Source organism: Nitrospira sp. KM1 (assembly GCF_011405515.1).
Taxonomy (GTDB): Bacteria; Nitrospirota; Nitrospiria; order Nitrospirales; family Nitrospiraceae; genus Nitrospira_C.
In genome coordinates this window covers 956,461-979,342 of sequence record NZ_AP022671.1, presented here as the reverse complement: position 1 = coordinate 979,342, position 22,882 = coordinate 956,461, and the positions used below count along the sequence as shown (strand labels likewise).

Here is a 22,882-nt window from a genome sequence, read left to right as displayed (position 1 = left end):
ACATGCCGTGACGGCTGGCTAGCCCTTGCCTAACTGGCCGTCATGTTTCCTCCACTGGTCTTAATCCTACTACCACTCAGCGATCCGGTCTCATGCGGCTGAGAATTACCGACCAGCTTCATGGCCTCTTGCGTACGCCGCCTTCCCGCACCTTGATCTTTAGCGGCACTTATGTCCTGAATGTACAGGACCAGATCGTTGCGGAGCTGCAAATCAGGATCGACGCTGATGTTGTACGTGATCGTGACCGTAGCCTGCGCCGGTGCAGTATTTACCGGCACGGCGCTGCACGCCGGATGGCCTGATTGGCGCTGGTATCATGAACCGCTCCACTCCGCGATAGAGGCCCTCGGAGGACTCTCGGCCATCGCGATGGCGGTGGTCTTGCTGTACAGGCAGGGTGAATGTGCAGAGGACAAATACTGGGCGCTTGCATCGGGATTTCTCGGTATGGGCGTGCTCGAGGAGTTTCACGCTATCTCGCGACCGGGCGATGGGTTTGTCTTCTTTCGTAACCTTGCCAGTCTGACCGGTGGTGTCGGATTTCTCTTGGTCTGGAGAGCGGATCTCACCAGCGGCACGAACGGACGCAAACTTCCCTTGATCATCGCGCTCGGCGCATTCTTCGCTGGATTGTGGTTTCTGAGCTTTCCCCGGCACATACCTGTGATGGTCAGAAACGGGGAATTCACCCCGACCGCCGTTGCACCCCAAAGTTTGGCCTGTATTTTCTTCATGGCCGGCGCGGTGCGCTTTCTCTTTGACTACCACCGCATAGGCCGTGCGGAAGACGCATTGTTCGCGAGTGTGGGTTGCCTCTTCGCCTTAGCTGAACTCGAGTTCATGTATTCAATGCCATGGGATTCTCGCTGGTGGTTCTGGCATACGTTGCGTCTGACGGCCTTCCTGTTGGCCTTGGGGTACATCGGGCGCATTTACTTTCAGGTCACCTCCGATTTGCGAGCATCTTTTGCTCAAGTCGTCACCGCCAAAGATACATTGACCAGGAGCGAGGATCGATTGCGCCTGGCACTGAACGATCGTACACGCATATCTCAGGATCTGCACGACAGCACCATTCAGTCTCTTTTTGCCATTGGACTCAATCTCGAACGGTGCCAGCGCCTCATATCGATGACTCACCATGAAGTGGCCATGCAGCTTGAAGCAGCAGTGACGAGTTTGAAAACGGTCATCCGGGATCTGCGAGGCCACATTCTCGGTCTGGAAACTCCGGTTCCAACCCGACGAACATTCGAAGTCACTCTGGCCTCGCTGGTTGAAGACTTGACCATCTCAGGTCGGTTGAATCTGACAGTTGAGGTAGATGCTGATGCTGCACATCTGGTAACCGATCAACAATCGACGCATCTGTTACCTATCATTCGAGAAGCCGTAACCAATAGTCTACGCCATGCCGCAGCTCATGGCAGCACGCTCTCGCTCCAGGTGCACAATGGACATGTGCGACTCACCGTCCAGGACGACGGAGTCGGATTCGATACGGCTACGATGAGACGAGGGGGGCATGGCCTCAACAATATCGCAAGGCGCGCCGGCGCCCTGGGTGGCCGCTTAGAGATCGTCTCCAATCCAGGCCGGGGCACGCGAATCGTATTGGACCTTCCTTCGGTGCCAGCCCATGCCACGATCTGAGGCAAAGCCCATTCGCATCTTATTGGTGGACGATCATGAAGTCCTTCGCATCGGCCTGCGGACATTGTTCACCGAAGCCGGGGAATTTCATGTCGTGGGTGAGGCCGGTACGATGGCTGCCGCCGTCGCCGAGGCAGAAAGACTGAAGCCGGCGGTGGTCTTGATGGATGTCAGGCTGCCGGACGGAAGTGGAGTAGATGCTTGCAGAACCATTCGTGCTGCCCATTCCGACACGAGGGTGCTCTTCTTAACCTCTTTTGCAGACGACGATGCCGTGCTTGCGACCATATTGGCCGGGGCGGATGGGTTCCTCCTCAAAGAAGTGAGCAGTCGACAACTGATCGATGCGGTCAAAACGGTTGCCTCAGGACGGTCCGTTCTCGATCCTGCCGTAACGAGGAGGGTGCTCAGCAAGGTGCAATCCCTGTCCACCACCCGATCGCGCGAAGAGCGCGATCCATTGTCGCCCCAGGAGGAACGGGTGCTGGCATTGGTTGCGGACGGCAAGACGAACAAGGAGATCGCCGCCCTATTGAAGCTGAGCGATAAAACCGTCGGTCACTATCTCGAAAATATTTTCGAGAAACTGCAGGTATCCCGCCGCACTCAGGCCGCCGTCTATTTCTCGAAGCAACAGACCAAACGGTAGGGGCGTCTTCCCCCGGCCGAGTAGGGGAACAATTGTCGGCTCTTCGGAGCACCTCACCCTACCGGCAGTCCTATCCCTGCCATATGATGACCTCCTGACTCCGATGACGACCACGCTCATCTCACCAAGGAGGCTGTCATGTTACGGACGATGAGTTACATCCGGTTGGTGTTCTTCCGGCTCTCGCTTGCAGGAGCGATGGCCATCCTGCCGTTCGGCAGTCAAGCGCTGGCCGCTGACGGACAAGGAAAGGTCAAGGTGCTGTACCACGTCGACGGAAAAGATCCTGAAGTAGCCAAATATGCGTTGGCGTTGATCAATAAACACATCGATGCCGAAGGTGGTCCCGACAAGATCGATGTCGAACTGGTCGTCCACGGCCCTGCTCTGGAGTTGTTTGAGAAGGACAGGATGGACTCGGAGATGACGAAGCGGTTTGATCAGATCATTGAAAAGGGCGCGAAAGCGGAGATGTGCCAGGTATCGATGAAGGCGTTTGGCAAAACGATCGATAATCTGGCGAAAGGGTTTGTCGCCACACTGCATCCTGTGGCGGTCAAGCGCATCGCGGACCTACAGAAGGAAGGCTACCTCTACATCAAGCCATGAAGGGAGGTGGATGCTGATGAGCCGGTTCGTTCCAGCCCTAACCCTGTGTCTCCTTGCAGTGCTGTGCCCTGCCAGGCCGTGGGCGGCAGCAGTTGGCCAGATGGCGCCGGCGTTCGAAGTGGTAACGTTCGGCGGCGAATCGTACAGCACCGATTCGGTGAAAGGACGGTCGACGCTGTTGATCTTCTGGGCGCCCTGGTGTCAGGTGTGCCAGCGCGATCTGCCGCTCATGAGAGAGTTTTATCTGCACGAGAGGCCGTCAGAGCTTCGCGTTGTCTCGATCGGATTTGCCGATACGAGAACCAACGTCGAACGATTTGTGAAGGAACGAGCCGGCGTCTTCATCTTTCCGAGCGCATATGACGAGGATCGCTGGGTGGCGCAATCCTTCAACATCAATGTAACTCCGACCTATGTCCTATTAGACGTGCGGGGAAGGATCGTTTTGATTCATAGGGGCGGAGGGGTCCTGCAGAATCCTCAATTCCGAGACTTTCTAGCCGGCATCAAGAGTTGAATAGGAAGGCTGGGGGGCGTGTGGCCATTGGGTCAAACCTAATCTTAGGTACACCGCCTTCGGTGCCTTGGCACTGGTGTCACTAATCGTGAAGCGAATCGTTCTATGGCGCACCATGTTATTGGTGAACGGGTCCGAACGTGTCTCTATTGAACACTCGACGATTGCGAGATGAATGGCGTTTTTGCCGCTTCTTCTTCCAAATCGCGCAGCAGCCGTTGAAAGTCTTTGTCGTTCCGAATGAGCTTGGATGCCGCCAACAACAACTGGTCTATTTGGCTGTCAGTCAGCGACAGATTGGTGGGAATTCTCATCACGCGCGCCATCTCCTCCGGATCTTCCAACTCGGACAAGCTCGCATTGATGAAATAAATATCCGCATCCGGAGCGAAAACGCTCGTATCGGTTTTCGCACGAGCGCGCAATTGGGCTCGCCATTGGGTCACGGCTTGGCCCATCAACTCGAACGTGTCATCGGAATAGCGGTTGATCGGAATGTCCACCAACGAGTTGAGCACCCGCGTCAAGCTGGGAATCTCGTCCAGCTTATACTGACTCACGTCCGGATCCGTCTCGGCATTGACCATTAAATAGACGAGTTTTCGAACTTTCTTCACTCCTAGCAATTCGAACGAAGCCTCGATGTTTTCCAGAAGGGCCGAGAGCTCCAACACGCTGCGCATTCCCAGGTTGTCGGCCAGACCGCCGTCCAATAAGTGGATGTAGGGGCGCTTTACGGGGTCTGCGTATGACTTGAGTTCCGTGGCACGTCGTCGTCCCCACGACGTGTGCCTCAGTGCGGTCAGATAGGCTGGTGGGTCGAACCCGCAGTGTCCGGCGTAATTCTTCAAGGAAATGGGGCTGAGGAGCAGAGGAAGGGCACTCGACGAAGCAGTGGCAACGGACAGCGGCATTTGGCTCAGATCGGAGCAAATGAGATCAAATTGTCGCTGGTTGAACTCAAACCTCGATACGGTGGCCATATCGGAGGCATGAATAAAAATGATCGGTCGTTGATCGCTCGAGAGCAGGTCTTGGAAGGTGGCTCCTTCGAACAGTGCTTCGTCCAACAGCTCGGCAAAAAGATGAGCACGGCCGAAGTAGGGAGACCACAATCGAAACCAATTGCTGGGATTGCGCAGGATGCGGGCGCGCAACTCGCTTTCCCAGTCCTTCCGAAGAAAGCGATATTCGAAGTCATGAAAGATGCGGTCGTGATGGAGCGCATAATAGGCGGCCGTAAAGCTACCGCCGGAGAGCGCATTGATGATGTTGAGTTCGTCCACCAGTTTCTTGCTGTAACCTTCCCACACGATGGGCGTTCTGGCCAGTTCACGCAGGACCCCGTAGGATAGGGCGGATGCGCGTGCGCCACCGCCGGAGAACGAAGCTACGATGAACAGACTGTCAGAACTGCCGGCTACGGACTCAGGAAGGTTCGCGAATCGGTACCCGTACTCGGGATTCCACTTGGGGAGGGGCTCGTTCATGGTGGGGCGCACATACTCGCAGCCGCACGCTATTGTGAGCATGGTGGCGAGCAGCCAAGCGCAAGCTTGTTTCATGAGGGAGGGAGGTTACACAAGCTGCTGAACAGGCGTCAAGATCCGTCGTTCGTAAAATACACCCAAGTGAGATTGCTCGGATGACGAATAAATCAAGGCTGGTTCCTGAGGATGCTGTCGGTGTCGTCAGTGATGGGATGCAAAGAGAATGGCCTGACGAATAGACAAGCCACGTCATATAATCGGAGGCATGAAGAAGACAGCCACCACTGACGGTGCATGTCTCGGATTCCATCGGCGATGTCGAAGGTTTGCTGCTTCGTCCGGACGATGCCAAGTGGATTTTGTCATTGGCTCACGGGGCAGGAGCGGGCATGCATCACCCTTTCATGGACAGTCTCGCCGAACAACTAGCTGCTTGCAGCGTGGCGAGTCTCCGCTATCAATTCCCGTACACGCAGCATCGGAAGAAGAGCCCCGACGTTCCAGCCGTGTTAACAGCCACGGTTCGAGCGGCGATTACAGCGGCGTTGGCCGCCGCACCGGATCTTCCGCTCTTGGCGGGAGGCAAATCCCTCGGAGGGCGCATGACATCGATGGCGCTTTCGGAAAAGCCGTCAGCGGCGGAAACCGCCATGGCCGGCGTACGCGGCCTAGTCTTCTTTGGCTTTCCATTGCATGCCCCAGGGCGTCCGAGCTCTCAACGCGCCGATCATCTGGTACGAGTGCAGATGCCGATGTTGTTTTTCCAGGGCACGCGCGACACGTTGGCCGACCTCACCTTGATGCGCACGCTGCGCCAGAAACTTGGATCGCGGGCCACATTACATGTCATGGATACGGCGGACCACTCTTTCCATGTGCTGAAGCGATCAGGAAAGACCGACACGGATGTCTTGAGCGAGTTGGCATGTGCCGTGGTCTCATGGGCCGACTCCCTTCCTTAAGACATTTGATCACAGGCGGAGAGAAGAGCAAGCAAGCGCACTCGGTGCGTGAGCGTGAATTCTCATGCGGATTTTCCATCGATCAATTTTTGCATCCGCTGCAACAATCAATGCTGCCGAAGTCGAACGCGATCCCTTGGAGTTAGCTTGCAAGCCGCTATGAGCTGCCACGAATGACCGGTAGATACCTAGCCTGTATATTCTACGTATATATTTTGACATTGATGAAGGTTGACAGGCTGGGCTAAGCTCCCTGCCGACTGTTGAGCCAAATAAGCATGACAAAGATCCTGAAATTCGCTGCAGAGGAGGCTTGATCATGGCAGACGAGCGGATTTGGTGGCAGCGCACTTCTGTTTGGACAATGTCCCTCGCGGTGATGCTTACACTGGCTGTGATCCAGCCGGCTTGGGCCAGAAGCGGCCGCATTCCAAGTCTTGAGGGTCTGGTGGCCAGCGATGGTGTCGGCCTGCCCGGGTATCACGTCACGCTGTACGCGAGCTATGGCGGGAGTCACCCGCGTTTCGACCCGTTAGGATCTGACAAGACCGACCAGCGAGGTCGGTTCCGAATTCATTACTTTGAGGTGTTTGGCAACGACGATTCCGAGCTTGGTGACAATGATCACAAGAGGCACAATATGTCCAAGCCCGCGCTCTTTGTGATTGCGAAAAAGGGCGCGGTCATGCTCGCCAGTGCGATTGGCATCGGAGACTCGGTTCCGGACAAAGTCGTCGTGAATGAACGCACGACGGTGGCAACTGCGAATGTAGCCGCGCAATTTATCGACCGAGGTGAAATCGAAGGCAACGCGTACGGCCTCCTCAACGCTGTGCATATGGCGGCGAATTTGGCGAGTCCCGAGACTGGGGCGGTCGGACTCATCCTTTCGTCGTCGCCCAACGGCGTTGAGACATCCACTCTCGCGACATTCAATTCTCTCGCCAATGTCGTGGCAGGTTGTGTGGCGGACGAGAAACGTTGTGACAGACTTTTTGAGGCGACAACTCCACGAGCGGGTAGGCCGCCCAGGAACGTGCTGCAGGCCCTCGCCAATCTGACGAAGAATCCTTCTTACCCTGGCTACCCGACGAACGCCGATGATCCGATCTTTCTCTTGTCCCAACTCACGCCGATCTACCATCCTGCGCTGATCCATCGGCCGACGAATTGGCTGCTCTTTCTGAAGATCACCGGCGAATTTAGGAGCGCGCAGGATAGCGACAATCTCATGAATGGTCCGGGCAACTTCGCCATCGACGATAAAGGCTTCGTGTGGGTGAATGACAATGCCGTGCCTCAGCCGCCCGATGAGTTCGCCTGCGCCGGCCGCCGGCTCCTCAAGTTTTATCCTTGGGGGAAGACGTTTCCCGGCTCCCCGTATTTTGGCGGCGGTTTGAGTGGGGCAGGCTACGGGATCACACTTGATCCCCTCGGCAGAGTCTGGGTCGGCAATTTCGGGTTTCAAGATCCGCCGTGCGCCATGCGCCCCGTTGCGGCACCGCACAACAGTGTCTCCGCCTTCCGTCCGAACGGTACGCCGATTTCACATGCCGGAGGATTCACGAACGGCGACGTTTTGTGGCCGCAGGGGACGGTGTCGGACCGCAAGGGCAACATCTGGATTGCCAATTGTGGAAACGACTCCGTCACCAAGATACCGGGAGGCGATCATACACGGGCGTTCAACATTCCTTTGGGCGCCACCCCCCCCTCCAACCGTCCGCAAATGAAGCCGTTCGGACTCGCGATCGATCTCGACGGCAATGTTTGGGTCAACAACAACCGCAGTCATACGGTCTCGGTCGTTTCCCCGCACGGTCACGTGATCGACACGATTCCGGGCATCTATGAGGGGAGAACCGTTCTCAGCCATCCGGTCGGCAATGCCTCGGACAGCGAAGGCAATATGTGGGTGGCCAATTCGGATTGGCTCGATTCGCCTTGTCCCACGCGGACAGATCTGGGTTCTGCTACGAATCCTACGATCACCATGTTCCAGGCAAAAAACCGGCGCCCCCAACCTGGATCCCCGTTTACCGGCGGCGGGCTGACGCTTCCATGGGGCATTGCGGTTGACGGTGACGATATGGTCTGGGTGTTTAACTTCGGCGCCGTGAAGGTTGGTGAAACCACGGATATTGCAACCGGCATCAGCCGGTTTTGCGGAGCGGCGACCAGGAAATGTCCGAAGGGCATGAAAACGGGAGATCCGATCTCCCCGGACACGGGCTATCGAAGCGATGCCCTGGAACGGATCACTGGCGGCCAAATCGATCCGTCCGGAAACATCTGGTTGACCAACAACTGGAAGCGGGACGCCAATCCGTTTCTGAATCCGTTCGGAAACGCGATTGTGATTGCCATCGGAGCAGCGGGACCACTGAAGACGCCTCTGATCGGACCTCCGATTTCGTTTCGGTAGTTCGATGAGTCTTTCCGGTGGCGATGTACGGCTATATCTATGACAATATGAGATAGGAAGAGGATCAACATGCATGTCCGTTGTCTTTTTGGACTCATGCTATTGAATAGCGTCATGGGAGTGGCTTCGGTCCAAGCCGATGAATCGGTAGAGACGGCTGCGATGTGCCGTGAAATTGAACACCTCATGAACGCAATCAATCGTGAGACACGCACGTCATGCTCACCCGCGGCACTTCACGGAAACTTGAACGTCATATTAGTTTCCGACAAACCGATCTTCGCCGTCGAAACGTCAAAGAAAACCTGGCTGACGATGACTGTCGGAGCGGTAGCGAATGTCACCACCGCGCACGGTAAAATTAAAAGTTCGGATGTGATTGTGACGGATAAGAATTTGCTGAAGAAAGGGGTGGGGTATCGGTATCCGGTTGCATTGGCGAAAACACTTCAACAGCGCACCAAAGGACATCTGATCGGGCTGGAGGAACTGTATCAACAACTCGCTGCCGAGCTGACCACTACGTCCATTCCTCGAAAATAAGAGAAGACCAACGTTAGATGATATTCATCTAAATATTTAACTATATCATGTATATAATTGAATATTATGATCTATTTAAATACATATGTGACTGGATCTATTTTGGCAGTGCCAGTAGGAACGACAAGCGAGTTCCTGGCATCATGGCTCACTTGGCTGTGCCTGTTCGATGACAGATTTCCAATCGATTCCCGCTGGGATCTTCGAAAAAGACTGCATAGTACCCAGGCCCTTCCTGCTCATCGGGGCCTTCGACGTGCCGAGCTCCAGCACGCACGACGATCTCGGCAAGTCTATCCACGTCCGCATTGCTTTGAGCCCAAAACGCGATGCGACACTCGTTGGCGACGTGTCCAGATGATTCCGTGACGCCAAAAAACTGAGTCGCACCGTCGGTTCCTTGGGCCTCGAACTGCAGCCACCCGTCGATCCCGACATTGTGGACGAATCCCAGCGAGGGCAAAAGTCTCTCATAGAAGCTTCGCGCCTCGGCAAGGTTTCGTACTCTCAAATCGATGTGATCGTAGATTCCCACAACCGGAATTATAGCAGGATAGAGAAACGAGGAGCTTACAGAATCGCTTGCGGATGGCAAACGCTCGCCCCGATCTTATTTGAGTGTGGAAATCATTCTTGGGTCGGCGACCGGCGATACTTCTTAGAGGATGTGATCAAGTGTCTTCTTCAGCGATAAGACCTCGGGGTGCTGAGATCCCAATGTGATTTCCGCAGATAATGCGGCGCGCTGGTAGGATATCCGGGCGTCTGCGGTATGGCCTTGAGCGAGTTGGACCTCCGCAACGTTAATGAGACAAGTGAGGAGAAATAGCCTGATGTTGTCTTTTGCAGGGCCTGTGGCTGCTCCACCTAAGGCGACAATCGCTTGTTCGAGGAGTGGTTCAGCCTCGCCATACCTGTGTTGCCTCACATAGAGAGAGGCCAATCCGCGCAGGTTGCTCGCCACGTATGTAGGGCGGGCATACGGAGATAGTTGGAATTGTGCGAGCGCCGTCCTGAACAGGAGCTCGGCATCTTCGTCGCGATGCTGCGATGCAAACACATACGCTTGATTGCTCAAATTGACCGCAAGGGATTCAGTGTCTCCCAGATTAATATAAAGGTTTTGAGAACGTTGATAGAGCGGTTCCGCTTCGTCGTATCGCTGTTGGTGACGATAGAGGTTTGCCAAGTTGCTCAGATGCGCCGCGAGTTGAGTACTTGATGCCTGCAGTTCCTGATTCAGCGATTCGTCCACTTGAATGGCGTGCCGATAATATGCCTCTGCCTCTACAAGGCGGCTGGTTCCCTCACAGACCATCCCCAATCCATTAAGACTTCTTGAGAGCTCGCCAGGCAATCCTGCACGTTCAGCCCACGCTCTTGCCCGCAGATAGAGCCGCTCTGCTTCCCTCAGCCGTGATTGGTCAAGGTAAAACTGGCCCATCTCGTTGAGTGCCGCCGCCAGTGTCGCATGTTGTCCAGCGCTTTCTGCTGCGGCAATGGCCGCGAGGTATTCCTCTTCGCTCTTGGGAGAGAGAGGAAGTGGGTGGCTAATCGACTGTTTCTGTAGCTTCATGCTTTCTAAAAGCGGGCCGCCGGACTCTGGCTTGAGGTATTCGATACGTCTGCTGTCGGTGCCATCGACGATGGTTGTACGAGGGGTTTCGACCCCGATTCTGATGTAATAGGTTCGACCCGTTTCAGTTACCAATAGGCCGTGCAGTTCAGGTCGCAAGAACATCTTGGTTGTGAGGTGATGGACACCTGGCCTGAGAGGCAGGACGTAGTACCCTCCCGGCGACAGCCGCGCTACCTCGTGGTCATCTATATAGATGTGTTCATCATACAATGAAGATGCCCAAGTATCGGTGCGCATCACATACACGGCTGACATCCCAACGGCCGGTTCAACAGGCCTAAAGAGATCTCCCGATGCGTGACAGCCGTAGAGGTTCCACGCCAGAAGTGTGGTGGCGATGACACTTGAGAAGCGTAGGACTAGTCGGTCAAGAGAGAAAGCGGTATGAAAGTGTAATGATTGTATTTCCATCTGGTCTCTCACCGCAGCGGCTACTCTAACGTACATGCAAGACCATCAAGCTCCTAACTAAATATGATCGGGAACATGCTCCCTGTGGGCTGTCGAAAAGACGGTCAAGCAGGTTAAGGTGGGCAACAAGGAGCGGCCTTTCTATGCGGGGCAACACGATTGTCTGCCGAGTACCTGTCAATAATGATAGGGACCTAACTCAGAAGGAGATGGATTTGCTCTCTCTTGATCTGGCCCCCCGCGGATGGTATAAGGTGCACCTCCAGCAGATCCCAAGCTACGAACATACAATGATGACGACGATTGGGCGGGAAATCGGCATTGGTATGGCAGCGGCGATGATGATCGCCTGCTCCGCCTGAGCCTGTCTGCCTGCGACCGAGAGCGTCATTTAAGCATGCAAAGGCCCCTGGCGGATTTGAATTCCGTCAGGGGCTTTTTATGTGCCCAGATGCGAGAGCCGGGGCACGGAAAGGGAAATAGCATGGTCAACGGCAAGTCTATCGAAGCAGCCGCCATCCGCATCAAATCGTCGATCTACGAATCTCCGCTGATGCATTCGAAAATGCTTTCCAGGCTGACGGGCAATTCAATCTTCTTGAAGCTGGAAAATCTTCAGATGACAGGATCCTTCAAGGAGCGAGGTGCGCTGAATCGAATTTTGACCATGACCGATGACGAACGGCGGCAAGGCGTGATCGCGGCCTCGGCGGGCAACCATGGTCAAGGAGTGGCCTATCATGCAACGCAGCGCGGTATTCCGGCTCAGATCTGGATGCCTCGGTTGACGCCCCTTATCAAGCTATCAGCGACGCGCGCCTACGGGGCGGACGTTGTCCTGCACGGTGACAGTTACGATGAAGCCTGCGAGGCGGCTGTTGAACGGAGTGAGCAGAGAAATGCGACGTTCATTCATCCGTTCGACGACGATGCGGTGATCGCAGGACAGGGGACGATCGGGTTGGAACTCCTGCAGCAGAATCCAAACTTGGATGTGATCGTTGTGCCGGTGGGAGGAGGAGGATTGATCGGCGGTGTTGGGTGCGCGGTGAAAGGGCTCAACGCTCGCGTTGAGGTGATGGGTGTGCAAACCGCGCGGCTGCCGTCCATGCAAGCGGCACTGCAACACCAGGGACCGGTTGATCTTCCAGGGAGATCAACCTTGGCAGATGGAATTGCCGTTCGAAGGGCAGGCGCGCGCACGCTGCCATTGGTTCGGGAATATGTCGATCAGATCGTGACAGTCGATGAAGACGAAATCGCGGCGGCGATTCTGGTGTTGCTGGAGGGTGAAAAAACCGTGGCGGAAGGGGCCGGTGCCATTGCGCTTGCGGCGATTCTGCAAGGCAAAACCGGGCATAGTGGAAAAAACATCGCCGTGCTCGTATCCGGTGGTAACCTCGATGTCAATCTCCTGGCGAGAATCATCGAGCAGGGTATGGTTCGGGACGGAAGACGGTTGCGCCTCCGAGTACGCCTCCCGGACTACCCCGGTGCATTGGAAGGTCTGACATCGATTATTGCAAAGTCCCGCGCCAATATCGTGGAGACTTCCTATAACCGTGCCCACTATGGTGTCAGCCTGAATGAAGCCGCGATCGATATCACCATGGAAACCCGAGGACGCGAACATGCGTCGGAGCTCTTGACCACCCTCAAAGGGTCGAGCTACGAATTTAACGTGATCGAATAACCGTATTGTGTCGATGATGTGCGTATGGGATGCCCATCATGGGTTGACGTTGCTTCCCCGTGAGACTCTCCAAAGAATTGCGACACCAATGACCGCGGACAGAACCGAAGCCAAGAATACCGCGATCTTGGCGGCCGCGAAGTCTGCCGGAATCGGAAAGGCTTGGCCGGCGATGAACAGCGACATCGTAAAACCTATGCCGGCTAACGCTCCAGCTCCGCTGAGTTGGCGCCAAGAATACTCTTCCGGCTTGACGGCGAGTCCCGTCCCGACCGCCAGCGCTGAAGCCGCGATCAATCCAAGGGGCTTGCCTATGACCAGTCCGGCCATGATGGCAAGCAGGAGAGAAGCGTGGCCGCTCCACGCTTCGGTCGTGATCGCCACTCCCGCGTTGGCCAACGCGAATACCGGCAGCACCAAATAACTCGAGCGTGCTCCCGCATGACGCAACAGGCGGTCGGCCGGGGATTCCAACCGTTCATGGATATCGTCAAGCGCGCGCAGCGCAGGCAAAGAGGGTCCGTGACGTAATACCTCACCGCTGTGTTGAGTTTCCGCAGCCAAAATCACGTCCGCCTGTGTCATGAGGGTCTGCAGATTCGGCGGCGGCCGCGTGGGAATGAACAGCGCAAGCAGCACGCCGGCCAGTGTGGCATGCAGTCCGCCGGCATGGACGCAGGCCCATAGAACCACGCCAAGGACCATGTACGGGAATAGGCGATAGATCCTCGATTGATTCAGAAACGCGAGAGCGACAACGGTCACCGTCGCCATGGCGAGATACGCGAATTGCAGTGCGCCGGAATAGAAGGCCGCCACGACCACAATCGCCCCGATATCATCGACGATCGCTGCCGCCGTCAGGAAGACGCGCAGTTCGATGGGCACCCGAGTGCCCATCATCGCAATCAGCGCAATCGCAAAGGCGGTGTCGGTCGCCATCGGCACGCCCCAACCAAGCGACCAGGGACCCTGGGGAATGACGGACAGATAGATCAGGGCGGGCGCGACCATCCCGCCGACCGCCGCGGCGATCGGCAACGCAGCAGAACGCCGGCTGGCCAAATGGCCGACCGTGAACTCCCGTTTGATCTCCAAGCCGACTACCAGGAAAAAGATTGTGAGCAGTCCATCATTGACCCAATGGCGCAGGGACATCTGAAAACCCGCTTCACCGAAAGAGAATCCGAAGTCTTGCTGCCAGAACGTCTCGAATGCGGCGCCGAACGGGGAGTTCGTCAACACGAGCGCCATCAACGTGGTGATGACCAACAGCACACCCGCCGATGGTCCCCAGCTGACGAAGTCGAGCGCGGCGGAACGGACACGATGGCCTAATGTTCCGAGCATTGCATCGGACAGCGAGCTCTCATCCCATGGGCCGTCATAGCGCCGACTGTTGATGAAGAACGTGGGGACAACCGCGGCTCCGCTGGCGCGGGCACTGGCTTCATCGGCTTCCACGCGCTCCTTTGCCCGGCGGGCCTCTTCAGTCTCTTCACCGTCACGTCCGTCGAGCCCCAGGTCGGCGGCTACGGCGACAAGATCGTCCTGGGTCAGCGCCTCTGAACGCGTCATCAATTTGATGTGCGTCCTCCAGAACTGGTCGGCATCGGCTCGCTCCGCCAGCTCGGCCGCCCGGCGGGCGAGATCGTTGTTCGTGAGCGGGCGCTGTCTGAATACATAGCGCATCCGTTCGCCGAAGCGGTCGCGCACGGCTGCAATGCTGTCGTTGGCGGCCCGACAATACGGACAGGCATAACTGCCGTATTCCACGAGCGTGATGCGTGCATCGATGGGCCCAAGGACGTGGTCTCGGCTCTCGTCGACCGGGCGATCGAGCCATCCGTTGCTTGTCGGTGTTTGAGACATGCATTTCCTCCGTCGATTTCGCCCACTCTACGTGGGTGCGTTGGCCCTGGTCCAGAGGTGTGACGAGAGGGCAGACGAATAGCGGAAGGCCTTGCAACTCCACGGATGGATCCGAACGCTCAGTACGGGACGAGTCCCGAAACCCAGGTTGGTCCGGATGAAAAGTGTGAGTCTGACGCGCAATCCGGGAAGAAGTGTTATCACTTCTTGAGAAATGCAGGTATGCACGAGATCTGCTGGCTGGGCCTGATCACGAGAAGCGAGCGGCGCCGCGCTTCTTCGACATCGTATCGGTCCGTTTCCTGACCTTGAGGAAGCGCCTGCCAATCTTCCTTCGCGTAGAGAGAGCCGCATACTTTTTGAATCGTGGAAAGAGATATTCCTCTTCTTCGTCGAGGTGATGCTCGAGAATCTCGCAGAACACTTTCATCTGTTGGATTTGTCGCGTTTCCTCCCGGACATGGGTAATGCCGGAGAGAATCGTCTCGTGAACGCGATGTTCTTCGTACCCTTCGAGTGCTCGGTCTTCAAACTTGGGATGATGTTCAATCAAGGTGAGAAAGGTCGATTCTTCGGCCTTCACATGCGATTGCACCGTGCGTTTGAGTTCTTTGAACGCCAATTTTTGCTTCGCCGGTGTGGCCTTCTGCGATTTCACTTCATCCATGAGTGTGCGCATCAGGTCGTGATCGGCGACGAGCAACTTGACGACGCTATGCGCAGACTGCGCGTGGCTCGAGTCCGCCAACTCCTGTAGTTTGCCCTTCTTCATGAAGTGTCCCTTACAGTGACGTGCGGTTCGATGTATTGCTGTGCGATGGACGGGAAGAGAATCCCGGTTACATCGCTTCGGCATTGCAGTTCACTTCGTGATCTTCCCAGTCTTTCAATGCCGTCTGAGCGTCAAAACGCAGTTCGAAGACTAGACAGACGTTTCTGGCCCCGACCGAACTACAGTGCCGCTTATGATAGACCCAATGCGTCCCACCATTGTCCAGAGTCTGTTTCTTCGCAGGCTGGACCAACGTCTTGACGATCTCCGCTTGACTGGCAGTCCCCTTCGCATCATCGAGATAGCGTCAGTTGGTGGTGGTGCAGGCGCCGAGCGCAACCGCGATGCAATAACCTTCAATAGACGCCTCATCGATATTGTTTCCTTATCAGAGATTCTTAGACGACGCAGAGTGTGAGCGAAGTCCCACCATACGCCGGCAACTGAACAACTCTTTCTCTCTGCGCGGATTACTCTGATCTGAGAGAAGCCATATCGATGGAGAAGCGGTACTTGACATCGGACTTGAGCAGTCTGTCGTAGGCCTCGTTGACCTTCTGAATCGGGATCACCTCGACATCCGCGGTGATGTTGTGTTTCCCACAAAAGTCCAGCATCTCCTGGGTTTCTGGAATGCCGCCGATGGGTGAACCGGAGAGGCTGCGGCGTCCGAACAAGAGACCGAAGGCAGCGACGGCGAGAGGTTTTTCCGGTGCACCGACGAGGGTGATGGTGCCATCACGGCGCAGAAGTTCGATATAGGCGTTGATATCATGATCGGCCGAGACGGCGTCGAGGATGAAGTCAAAGCTGCCGGCATGCTTCTTCATCTCGTCAGAATTGCGGGAGATGACGACTTCGTTCGCCCCGAGACGAAGGGCATCCTCCTTCTTGTTGGCCGAAGTCGTAAAGATCACGACGTGCGCTCCGAGCGCATGAGCAAACTTCACGGCCATATGGCCTAGTCCCCCAAGCCCCACCACACCAACCTTCTTCCCTTTCGTGACGCCCCAATGGCGCATGGGGGAGTAGGTGGTGATACCGGCACACAGCAGCGGCGCGGCCCCCGCTAAATTGATGTTGGCAGGAATGCGCAGGACGAAACGTTCATCGACAACGATACTGTCAGAGTAGCCACCATACGTGACGCCTCCGAGGTGCTTGTCCGGAAAATTATAGGTGAGGGTGACATTCTTACAAAACTGTTCAAGACCATCCAGGCAGTCTGTGCAGGTCCGGTCCGAGTCGACCATGCAGCCAACCGCGGCGAGGTCACCGGCCTTGAACGTCTTGACCGCCGTGCCCGCTTGAAGGACTCGACCGACGATCTCATGGCCCGGGATGCATGGATACACGGTTGGCATGGCCCCGCTCCACTCGTTACGGGCCTGATGGAGATCGGAGTGGCAGATCCCGCAGAAGAGAATTTCGATCTGGATGTCATGTTCAGTTGGGTCACGACGCGTAATCGTGGTGGGGATAAGCGAAGATGTCGGACTGGCAGCTGAATAAGCTTTTGTTTTGTACATGTTTGTCCCAGTATGCTTCAAGAATACTCAGGTAAGCAAGATGGAGAAGTCGAGAGGTGTCCGGAGGCTCAATGCATTGGCGTTGGCCCGGTCTGACCAACCGTACACATCAGATTCGATGGAATATCGAGTTGCCCGGGCGGGCGAAACCCCCAAGCCGTCGCGAAGGTCTGGCAAGTGAGGCTCCGAACAGTCTGCTCGCTGAGATCGACACAGTGCGGATAGTGGGCAGTGCCTCGCAGCACCGTCTCTTCGCTATTTACCGATACACCTTGCAGGCTCACATGCACATAGAAGAACGCATCGCAGTGAGGCTCGATCAGCGATTCCTTACCCATCTCGCGCTCCACAAATAACACGAGGCCGGCCTTCATCTCCTTTGCGAGAGCGAGCGCAGCCTTGCGATTCGAAGGTCTTGGTGAAGCATTGGAGGTATGGAGCGAAGCTCCATCGGGCGAAGCAACATTCGAATAATGATGGGCACGGAGCCATTCGATAGCGATATCGGCCAGCTGAGGATCACTCGAAACAAGGATGCGCTGCTGAGTGTCCGGCAAGATATGATGAGAGCCGGTGGTAATGGGAAATCGGACGCCAGGAGGTGGAGCTTTGGAAGGACACCCTACCAGGAGAATCGCGAAGCAGAGAAGGTGGCACGCGTGAACCAGAAGCGCGTGATGATGTCCTGGGCGCATGTCGGATTTGTAGTCCTCGTTGATCTATGATCTCGTTTTGCGGGATCGGCGCTTCTTCCATTCGTCGGTCAGTAATCCTGAAAATCCCCAGTCCGCTTCCGCAATTTCCTGTATGACGACATGAGTATGCTCAGGCTTTTTCCCGAGTATGCGGACGAGTGAATCCGTGACCTCCCGCACGAGCTGGGCTTTCTGGGCTCTGGTCGCACCCTTGGTGATCTGAACATTGACATACGGCATGAGAACTCCTTTTGCCTGGGAGGAAGTATTAATTCATTATGATTGCTGTTCCATTCATGCGGTCGGTCGGACGTTCGAGCGGGCCAAAACTTCATTGAGCCAATCGAAGGTCGCTTGCTCCCATTGCATGGCGCCAAGGCCGCGGCAGTGGCCTCCTCCACCCTCCGCGTCCTTGAATCGGTGAAAGCGCTTTTCGCAGGTCAGCAGATCGAAGAGTTTTCCGCTCTGCGACGCAAAGTCACTAAAACAGAAAAATACAAGATGAAAAACCGAGGACATTTTACGTCTTCAATGCGGGTAGGTCCACGGCGAAGTCCGGAGAGAGGCGCGAGTGATCGTGTTTCCATTCTCCCGTATGCCAAAAATCAATGAAAATGCTATTCTCCGGTGGGATATTGTTATTACTGAAGGAGGATGAGTGAATTCTCAACGTATATTGGACGCGGCTCGTGCCACCATTGCCGGATCTCTGCCATTTCCGGAAATCGTCCGTCATCTCATCGAGTCAGGCGTCGAGTTTTACCATGTCGACTATATTCTGCTGCGATTCACTTTCTATGGAGCTGATGCGGGTACCGTTGTCGCGCCGGTAATTTATGAAGGCTTGCCGGCCGTCGCGCGAGATTTCGACGTGACGGCCTTACGCCAAGCTATTCTGGATAGCCAGCAGAAGGGGCAACAGCATCGAGAATTCTCACAGCGTGCCATGCGAGCTGGAGTGCAAGGCTACTTCGCATTTCTGAACGGAAAGCGTGTGACCTATCTCGGTAGGCAAGGTGAGCAATATACTGAATGGTTTCCGGGGGCTGGTCCCGATGCAACCTCCTCACGCCCCTGAACTTGGCTGCAGAGAAGAGGTGTCTGCAGAAAACAGGTCTCTCTTTTCTAAAGTCAATATGCTCGATGTGATGTATGGCGATGGGTGAGGGTTCTAAGCAATCGAGAGGTTTAAGATCTTGCCGCTCTGGAGACTAAAGTGAAAATCGAGTTCCACAGGACTGCCGTCGAATGTCCCTGAAATCTCCGCTGTCAGCACGATTGTATCATTCTGCTCGGTGAATCGAATCGGCCGAAGCTGGTCGTGGTATTTGTTGATCGTCTCTTCGAGCCATCGCTTGATGTCTTGTTTCCCGCGACGGTCTGTTTGTTCATCGTGCACCACTGCATCGTCACTGAAGCACTCGAGAGCCACGTTCACATCAAAGGCGTTCTTGGCGTCAATGTAAGTCCGAACAATGGCGGGCAATTGTGGATCCATAGTGGCGACGTTAACGCATCATGTGTGGGTCGTATGGGATGCTGAACGGTATTGTCATCGGCGCCTGTGACAGGCATCGCCACACAGCTCGGCGGATCGAATGGTTCCTGAGGCGCAGCAGGTTGCCGCGTGGCAGATGGTCAATGTCTCAGGTCAATGCCGCCAGGAACTGATGGAACGTCGTTCGGGTTATGTTCATGTGAAGAGATAGGGGAAAACATCCCTATCTGCATCCCGGGACGGAAATTGGCGCATCTATTGAATGCCGTACTGATTGTGAAGCGCCTGCCGGATGGCAGCTTGTAGCTTCGGAAGATCGTCTTCATCCTGCCGGCGGCCGTTAATGAAGAATGTCGGCGTGCCGTCGACCCCGTGTTGCTTCCCACTCGCCACATCCGTCTTCACACGATCGAGGTATCGGTGTTCGGTCAACGCCCGATCAAACCGTTTTGGATCAAGCTCCAGTTGCCCGGCATACTCCATTAAATCACTCCGCTCGAGCCGGTCCTGACTATCAAACAAGAGATCGTACATCAGCCAGAAGCGTCTCTCGGAAGCGGCAGCTTCCGCTGCTTCGGATGCGATGAGCGCATGGGGATGTTTGGCCGTCAGCGGAAAGTGGCGGAACACAAACCGGAGTTCGTTTCCGAACTGTTGTTGCAGCTTCTTCACGGTATGGGCGGCTAGTCGCGAGTATGGGCACTCGAAGTCTCCATATTCGACGAGCGTGACGGCCGCATTCACCGCTCCTTGAACGTGATCCTGCCCGGTGATGTCGAGAGCCGAATTGCCGGCATGCGGCGTTTTGTGTTTCATGGTATGCCTCCGTAAGGCAGTCACATTTCTTCGAGATAGCGCTCAATCATTTTTTGGGCGATGGTCCCCTCTCCGACGCCTGAGGCCACCCGCTTAATAGAGCCATGCCGGGCATCGCCGGCCACGAACACGCCAGGCACGCTGGTTTCGAAAAGGTAAGGAGGTCTGGCGAGGGGCCATCCTGAGGGGAGACAGCCTTCGCGCAACAGGTCCGTTCCGCTCAGGATAAAGCCGTGTTCGTCCCGGCTGACGATATCTCCCAGCCAGTCCGTATAAGGCATTGCGCCGATCAGAATGAATAGAGATCCAGCCGGGACAGTGCGACGTTCTCCGGCCTTGGTCTGTTCGATCACGAGCGCATCGAGCCGGCCATTTCCCTGTGCTTCAGCAACCGATGCATTGGTTTCCACAAGAATGTTGGGGGTCTGCTTGATGCGCTCGATGAGGTAGTGCGACATGCTCTGCGTCAACGACTCGCCTCGCACGAGGAGAGTCACCTGCCTGGCGTATCGCGCGAAGTAAATGGCTGCCTGTCCGGCCGAATTGGCCCCTCCTACAACGAAAACATCTTCCCCCTTGCAGGCGAGAGCTTCCGTCATGCCGGCTCCGTAATACACGCCGGCTCCGGCGAGGCGTTCGATACCCGGAACCTCAAGTGTGCGATACGAGACGCCGGTCGCAATCAGGAGGGTCTTTCCGCTTACCTCGCTGCCGTCGGCCAATTTCACGATGCGTGCAGGGCCGGCCACCTGTAGTCCGACAGCCTCCTGAGGACTGAGCAATTCGACGCCGAAACGCCGTGCCTGCGTCAGCGCGCGGCGAGCCAGGTCCTGACCACTGAGTCCGGACGGAAAGCCGAGATAGTTTTCTATTCGCGAACTCATTCCAGCCTGGCCGCCGGGAGCCTCGCGTTCGATCAACATCGTTCGAAGACCCTCGGAGCCCCCGTATACGGCCGCAGCGAGGCCGGCCGGTCCGGCCCCAATCACAATGAGGTCATAGAAAGCCTGCTCAGCTCTCACGCGAAAGCCGACCTTTTCCGCTATCAAGCCGGGAGTCGGCTTCACCAGAGATGATCCGTCCGTAAACAACAGAACGGGCAGTTGCTGATCTCCAGTGCCGATAGTGTTGAGGAGGACAGGTGCCTCCGGATCTTTCTCAATATCCAGCCATCGATAGGGAATATAGTTACGGCTGAGAAATTCCTTAATCTGATGGGCTTGCGGGGACCATCGATGACCAATCACACGAATGCCTTCGAAGGAGGGGCGAAACGAAGCCTGCCAGTCTTCGAGTAAGTCATTCAAAACCGGATAGAGCCGTTCCTCCGGAGGATGCCAAGGCTTCATGAGGTAATAATCGATATGCGCGCTGTTGATGGCCTGGATGGCGGCGTCGGTGTCCGCATACGCGGTGAGCAGCGCACGTTTTGCCTCCGGATGAAACTCCAGAGCCTGTTCCAAAAACTCGACACCCGTCATGTTCGGCATACGTTGATCGACCAACAGGAGCGCGACGGATTCACTTCGCGATTTGAGTTGTTTGAGCGCGTCCAGAGCGACGGCCCCCGAATCGGCTCGAAGGATCCGGTACTGTTCTGCGTACTTCCGACGCAAATCACGTTCGATGGCGCGCAGCACGTCAGTGTCGTCGTCGACTGTCATTAAGACGGGTTTAGGAGCCATATTCATTCGGATGCGATGGGAGTGCCGGGCTGCGCGAGAGGAAGGCGTACGAAAAATCGTGTGTCGCCCGGTTTGGATTCGAACTCAATTTCGCCGCTGTGCCGGTCGCTAATGATGCGATAGCTGATAATCAGACCGAGGCCGGTCCCCTTGCCGACTCCTTTGGTTGTGAAGAAGGGTTCAAAGAGGCGGGGGCGGATCTCCTCCGCGATGCCAGGCCCGTTGTCCTGAATTTCGACGACCACCATGTTGTCTTCCCGACGTGTGCGGATCCAAATGTGTCCACTGGGTCCGGCTGCATCGCTCGCATTGTCGATCAAGTTTGTCCACACTTGGTTGAGTTCATTGCCGTACGCGTGGATGACCGGAATCGTCTTGTCGTACTCTTTGGACACCGTGAGATGTTTGAGCTTGTGCGATAGGATTGTCAGCGTACTTTCCAACCCCTCATGAATATCAACGGCCTGAAGCGGCGCACGGCCTTCGTAGGAATATGATTTGACGGCATTGACGAGGTCGGAGATGCGAGTCGTGCTTTGATCGACCTGCCGGACGAGGTCTTCTATCGTGAGCGTGCCGGCGACCCACTTGAGCACGTCGGCCATCGCATCGGCTGGAAACTGACCGGCCACGTGCTCAAGCCAGGTCTGATCGAGTAACGTTCCCACGAATGTTCCCGCAAGGTCCCATGAATCGCTCACTCCATGCCGGTTCAGCCACGCCGCCACCTGTTCTTCCTGATCACTTCGAGCCACAGGGTCCAGCGCTACCGATTGTCGCGCGGACCGAGCGGCAATATCTTGTTGGATCTGTATCAGAGCATCGGACTGGCGCTGCGATAATTGCCGTTTGTTGAGACGACAGGCCAGCGAGGGGAAACCGGCGGCCGCCACGCGTAAGTCGGCGGCGGCTCGCCGAGCGGCGGAGGCCGGGTTGTTCAGTTCATGGGCTAAGCCGGCCGCCATCGTCCCCAAGGACACGAGTTTTTCTCGTTGCTGTGAAAATCCTTCCAGGGCACGTAGGCGAGTGGCCATCGTGCGCAGGATTTCCGTGGCCACGGAGGGACATCCCCGCATCATTGACCAGAAGGCCTCCCTGGAGTAGCGCAGGAGGCGGGAAGGCTTTCTGGCTTTGCCGTCTACCATATGGGGAATGTTGAGCAGGAGGGGGACTTCCCCAAAAAATTTGCCCGGCGTGTGGGTCGTCATCATGATTTCCTGCCCGCCATAAAGCTTGGTGACCCGAATCTCCCCTTCGAGAATCACATAGAAATACTCCGCCGGAGAGCCTTCGCGAATCAACAGTTCGCCCGCAGGCACTTGAATCTCTTCACCGTGCTCGAGACAATTGCTCTCGGCTTCGGTCAGACCGGCGAATAATGGAAGCGTTCGGAGTTCGGCAGCCTTCATGAAGGAGACCCG

General features: G+C 56.0%; 22 protein-coding genes. 10 read left to right on the top strand and 12 right to left on the bottom strand.

All coding sequences use genetic code 11. The features are described 5' to 3' along the window. Window positions 1-228 precede the first annotated feature (228 nt). The 4 genes from W02_RS04615 to W02_RS04600 all read left to right on the top strand — a co-directional run bounded on the left by W02_RS04615 (window position 229) and on the right by W02_RS04600 (window position 3,431). Window positions 229-1,656, top strand: a complete 1,428-nt coding sequence (locus tag W02_RS04615; RefSeq protein ID WP_173045249.1) for a sensor histidine kinase — start codon at window positions 229-231, stop codon at window positions 1,654-1,656. Next, window positions 1,643-2,305 carry a response regulator transcription factor gene (locus tag W02_RS04610; RefSeq protein WP_173045247.1) on the top strand — a complete coding sequence of 221 codons (663 nt, stop codon included), beginning with the start codon at window positions 1,643-1,645 and terminating at the stop codon, window positions 2,303-2,305. The genes W02_RS04615 and W02_RS04610 overlap by 14 nt, the downstream gene beginning before the upstream one ends. A 138-nt stretch (window positions 2,306-2,443) precedes the next feature. After that, a complete protein-coding gene (locus tag W02_RS04605) occupies window positions 2,444-2,914 on the top strand; it encodes a DsrE family protein (protein WP_173045245.1) in 471 nt (156 codons plus the stop codon). A gap of 16 nt (window positions 2,915-2,930) precedes the next feature. Next, window positions 2,931-3,431, top strand: coding sequence for a TlpA disulfide reductase family protein (locus tag W02_RS04600; protein ID WP_173045243.1), 501 nt, complete (start codon window positions 2,931-2,933; stop codon window positions 3,429-3,431). Between the two features lie 146 nt (window positions 3,432-3,577). Here the strand turns inward: W02_RS04600 and W02_RS04595 are convergent, their stop codons facing one another. Next, on the bottom strand, window positions 3,578-4,921 hold the full coding sequence (locus W02_RS04595) for a patatin-like phospholipase family protein (RefSeq protein ID WP_173045241.1): 1,344 nt from the start codon (window positions 4,919-4,921) through the stop codon (window positions 3,578-3,580). Window positions 4,922-5,211: 290 nt separating this feature from the next. Between W02_RS04595 and W02_RS04590 the strand changes: the two genes are divergently transcribed. The 3 genes from W02_RS04590 to W02_RS04580 all read left to right on the top strand — a co-directional run bounded on the left by W02_RS04590 (window position 5,212) and on the right by W02_RS04580 (window position 8,851). Next, window positions 5,212-5,883, top strand: coding sequence for an alpha/beta family hydrolase (locus tag W02_RS04590; protein ID WP_370467961.1), 672 nt, complete (start codon window positions 5,212-5,214; stop codon window positions 5,881-5,883). 319 nt (window positions 5,884-6,202) lie between these two features. Further along, window positions 6,203-8,308: an NHL repeat-containing protein gene (locus W02_RS04585; RefSeq protein WP_173045239.1), complete on the top strand. Its 2,106-nt coding sequence runs from the start codon at window positions 6,203-6,205 to the stop codon at window positions 8,306-8,308. A gap of 69 nt (window positions 8,309-8,377) precedes the next feature. Then, window positions 8,378-8,851 carry a hypothetical protein gene (locus tag W02_RS04580; RefSeq protein ID WP_173045237.1) on the top strand — a complete coding sequence of 158 codons (474 nt, stop codon included), beginning with the start codon at window positions 8,378-8,380 and terminating at the stop codon, window positions 8,849-8,851. A gap of 148 nt (window positions 8,852-8,999) precedes the next feature. Here W02_RS04580 and W02_RS04575 read toward each other — a convergent pair whose 3' ends face one another. Both W02_RS04575 and W02_RS04570 read right to left on the bottom strand, forming a co-directional pair. Beyond that, on the bottom strand, window positions 9,000-9,386 hold the full coding sequence (locus W02_RS04575) for a VOC family protein (protein ID WP_197742137.1): 387 nt from the start codon (window positions 9,384-9,386) through the stop codon (window positions 9,000-9,002). A gap of 123 nt (window positions 9,387-9,509) precedes the next feature. Next, a complete protein-coding gene (locus W02_RS04570; RefSeq protein WP_173045235.1) occupies window positions 9,510-10,736 on the bottom strand; it encodes a tetratricopeptide repeat protein in 1,227 nt (408 codons plus the stop codon). A gap of 380 nt (window positions 10,737-11,116) precedes the next feature. Between W02_RS04570 and W02_RS04565 the strand changes: the two genes are divergently transcribed. Continuing rightward, entirely contained in the window at window positions 11,117-11,263 is a 147-nt protein-coding gene (locus tag W02_RS04565; RefSeq protein ID WP_173045233.1) for a hypothetical protein, read from the top strand. A 122-nt stretch (window positions 11,264-11,385) separates the two neighbouring features. Beyond that, window positions 11,386-12,594, top strand: coding sequence for a threonine ammonia-lyase (gene ilvA, locus W02_RS04560; protein WP_173045230.1), 1,209 nt, complete (start codon window positions 11,386-11,388; stop codon window positions 12,592-12,594). A 36-nt stretch (window positions 12,595-12,630) separates the two neighbouring features. Here ilvA and nhaA read toward each other — a convergent pair whose 3' ends face one another. From nhaA to W02_RS04535, 5 genes are all read right to left on the bottom strand, one after another. Continuing rightward, the gene (nhaA, locus tag W02_RS04555) at window positions 12,631-14,466 is read right to left on the bottom strand and encodes a Na+/H+ antiporter NhaA (RefSeq protein ID WP_173045228.1); all 1,836 of its coding nucleotides are present in this window, start codon (window positions 14,464-14,466) and stop codon (window positions 12,631-12,633) included. A 250-nt stretch (window positions 14,467-14,716) separates the two neighbouring features. Continuing rightward, window positions 14,717-15,238 (bottom strand): hemerythrin domain-containing protein, encoded by a 522-nt coding sequence (locus tag W02_RS04550; RefSeq protein WP_173045226.1) that lies wholly within the window; start codon window positions 15,236-15,238, stop codon window positions 14,717-14,719. Between the two features lie 470 nt (window positions 15,239-15,708). Then, complete coding sequence (locus W02_RS04545; RefSeq protein ID WP_173045224.1) at window positions 15,709-16,767, bottom strand: NAD(P)-dependent alcohol dehydrogenase; 1,059 nt, start codon at window positions 16,765-16,767, stop codon at window positions 15,709-15,711. A gap of 68 nt (window positions 16,768-16,835) precedes the next feature. Beyond that, the gene (locus W02_RS04540) at window positions 16,836-17,462 is read right to left on the bottom strand and encodes a hypothetical protein (RefSeq protein WP_173045222.1); all 627 of its coding nucleotides are present in this window, start codon (window positions 17,460-17,462) and stop codon (window positions 16,836-16,838) included. A 24-nt stretch (window positions 17,463-17,486) separates the two neighbouring features. Further along, complete coding sequence (locus W02_RS04535; protein ID WP_173045220.1) at window positions 17,487-17,702, bottom strand: 4-oxalocrotonate tautomerase family protein; 216 nt, start codon at window positions 17,700-17,702, stop codon at window positions 17,487-17,489. A 418-nt stretch (window positions 17,703-18,120) separates the two neighbouring features. On the opposite strand from W02_RS04535, the gene W02_RS04530 reads away from it, so the two are divergent. Continuing rightward, window positions 18,121-18,540 (top strand): DUF1398 family protein, encoded by a 420-nt coding sequence (locus tag W02_RS04530; protein ID WP_173045218.1) that lies wholly within the window; start codon window positions 18,121-18,123, stop codon window positions 18,538-18,540. Between the two features lie 93 nt (window positions 18,541-18,633). Here the strand turns inward: W02_RS04530 and W02_RS04525 are convergent, their stop codons facing one another. From W02_RS04525 to W02_RS04510, 4 genes are all read right to left on the bottom strand, one after another. Beyond that, window positions 18,634-18,960: a nuclear transport factor 2 family protein gene (locus tag W02_RS04525; RefSeq protein WP_173045216.1), complete on the bottom strand. Its 327-nt coding sequence runs from the start codon at window positions 18,958-18,960 to the stop codon at window positions 18,634-18,636. A 255-nt stretch (window positions 18,961-19,215) separates the two neighbouring features. Further along, a complete protein-coding gene (locus tag W02_RS04520; RefSeq protein WP_173045214.1) occupies window positions 19,216-19,776 on the bottom strand; it encodes a thioredoxin domain-containing protein in 561 nt (186 codons plus the stop codon). A 20-nt stretch (window positions 19,777-19,796) separates the two neighbouring features. Continuing rightward, entirely contained in the window at window positions 19,797-21,461 is a 1,665-nt protein-coding gene (locus W02_RS04515) for a response regulator (RefSeq protein WP_197742136.1), read from the bottom strand. A gap of 2 nt (window positions 21,462-21,463) precedes the next feature. Further along, window positions 21,464-22,870 carry an ATP-binding protein gene (locus tag W02_RS04510; RefSeq protein ID WP_173045210.1) on the bottom strand — a complete coding sequence of 469 codons (1,407 nt, stop codon included), beginning with the start codon at window positions 22,868-22,870 and terminating at the stop codon, window positions 21,464-21,466. Between the last annotated feature and the right edge of the window lie 12 nt (window positions 22,871-22,882).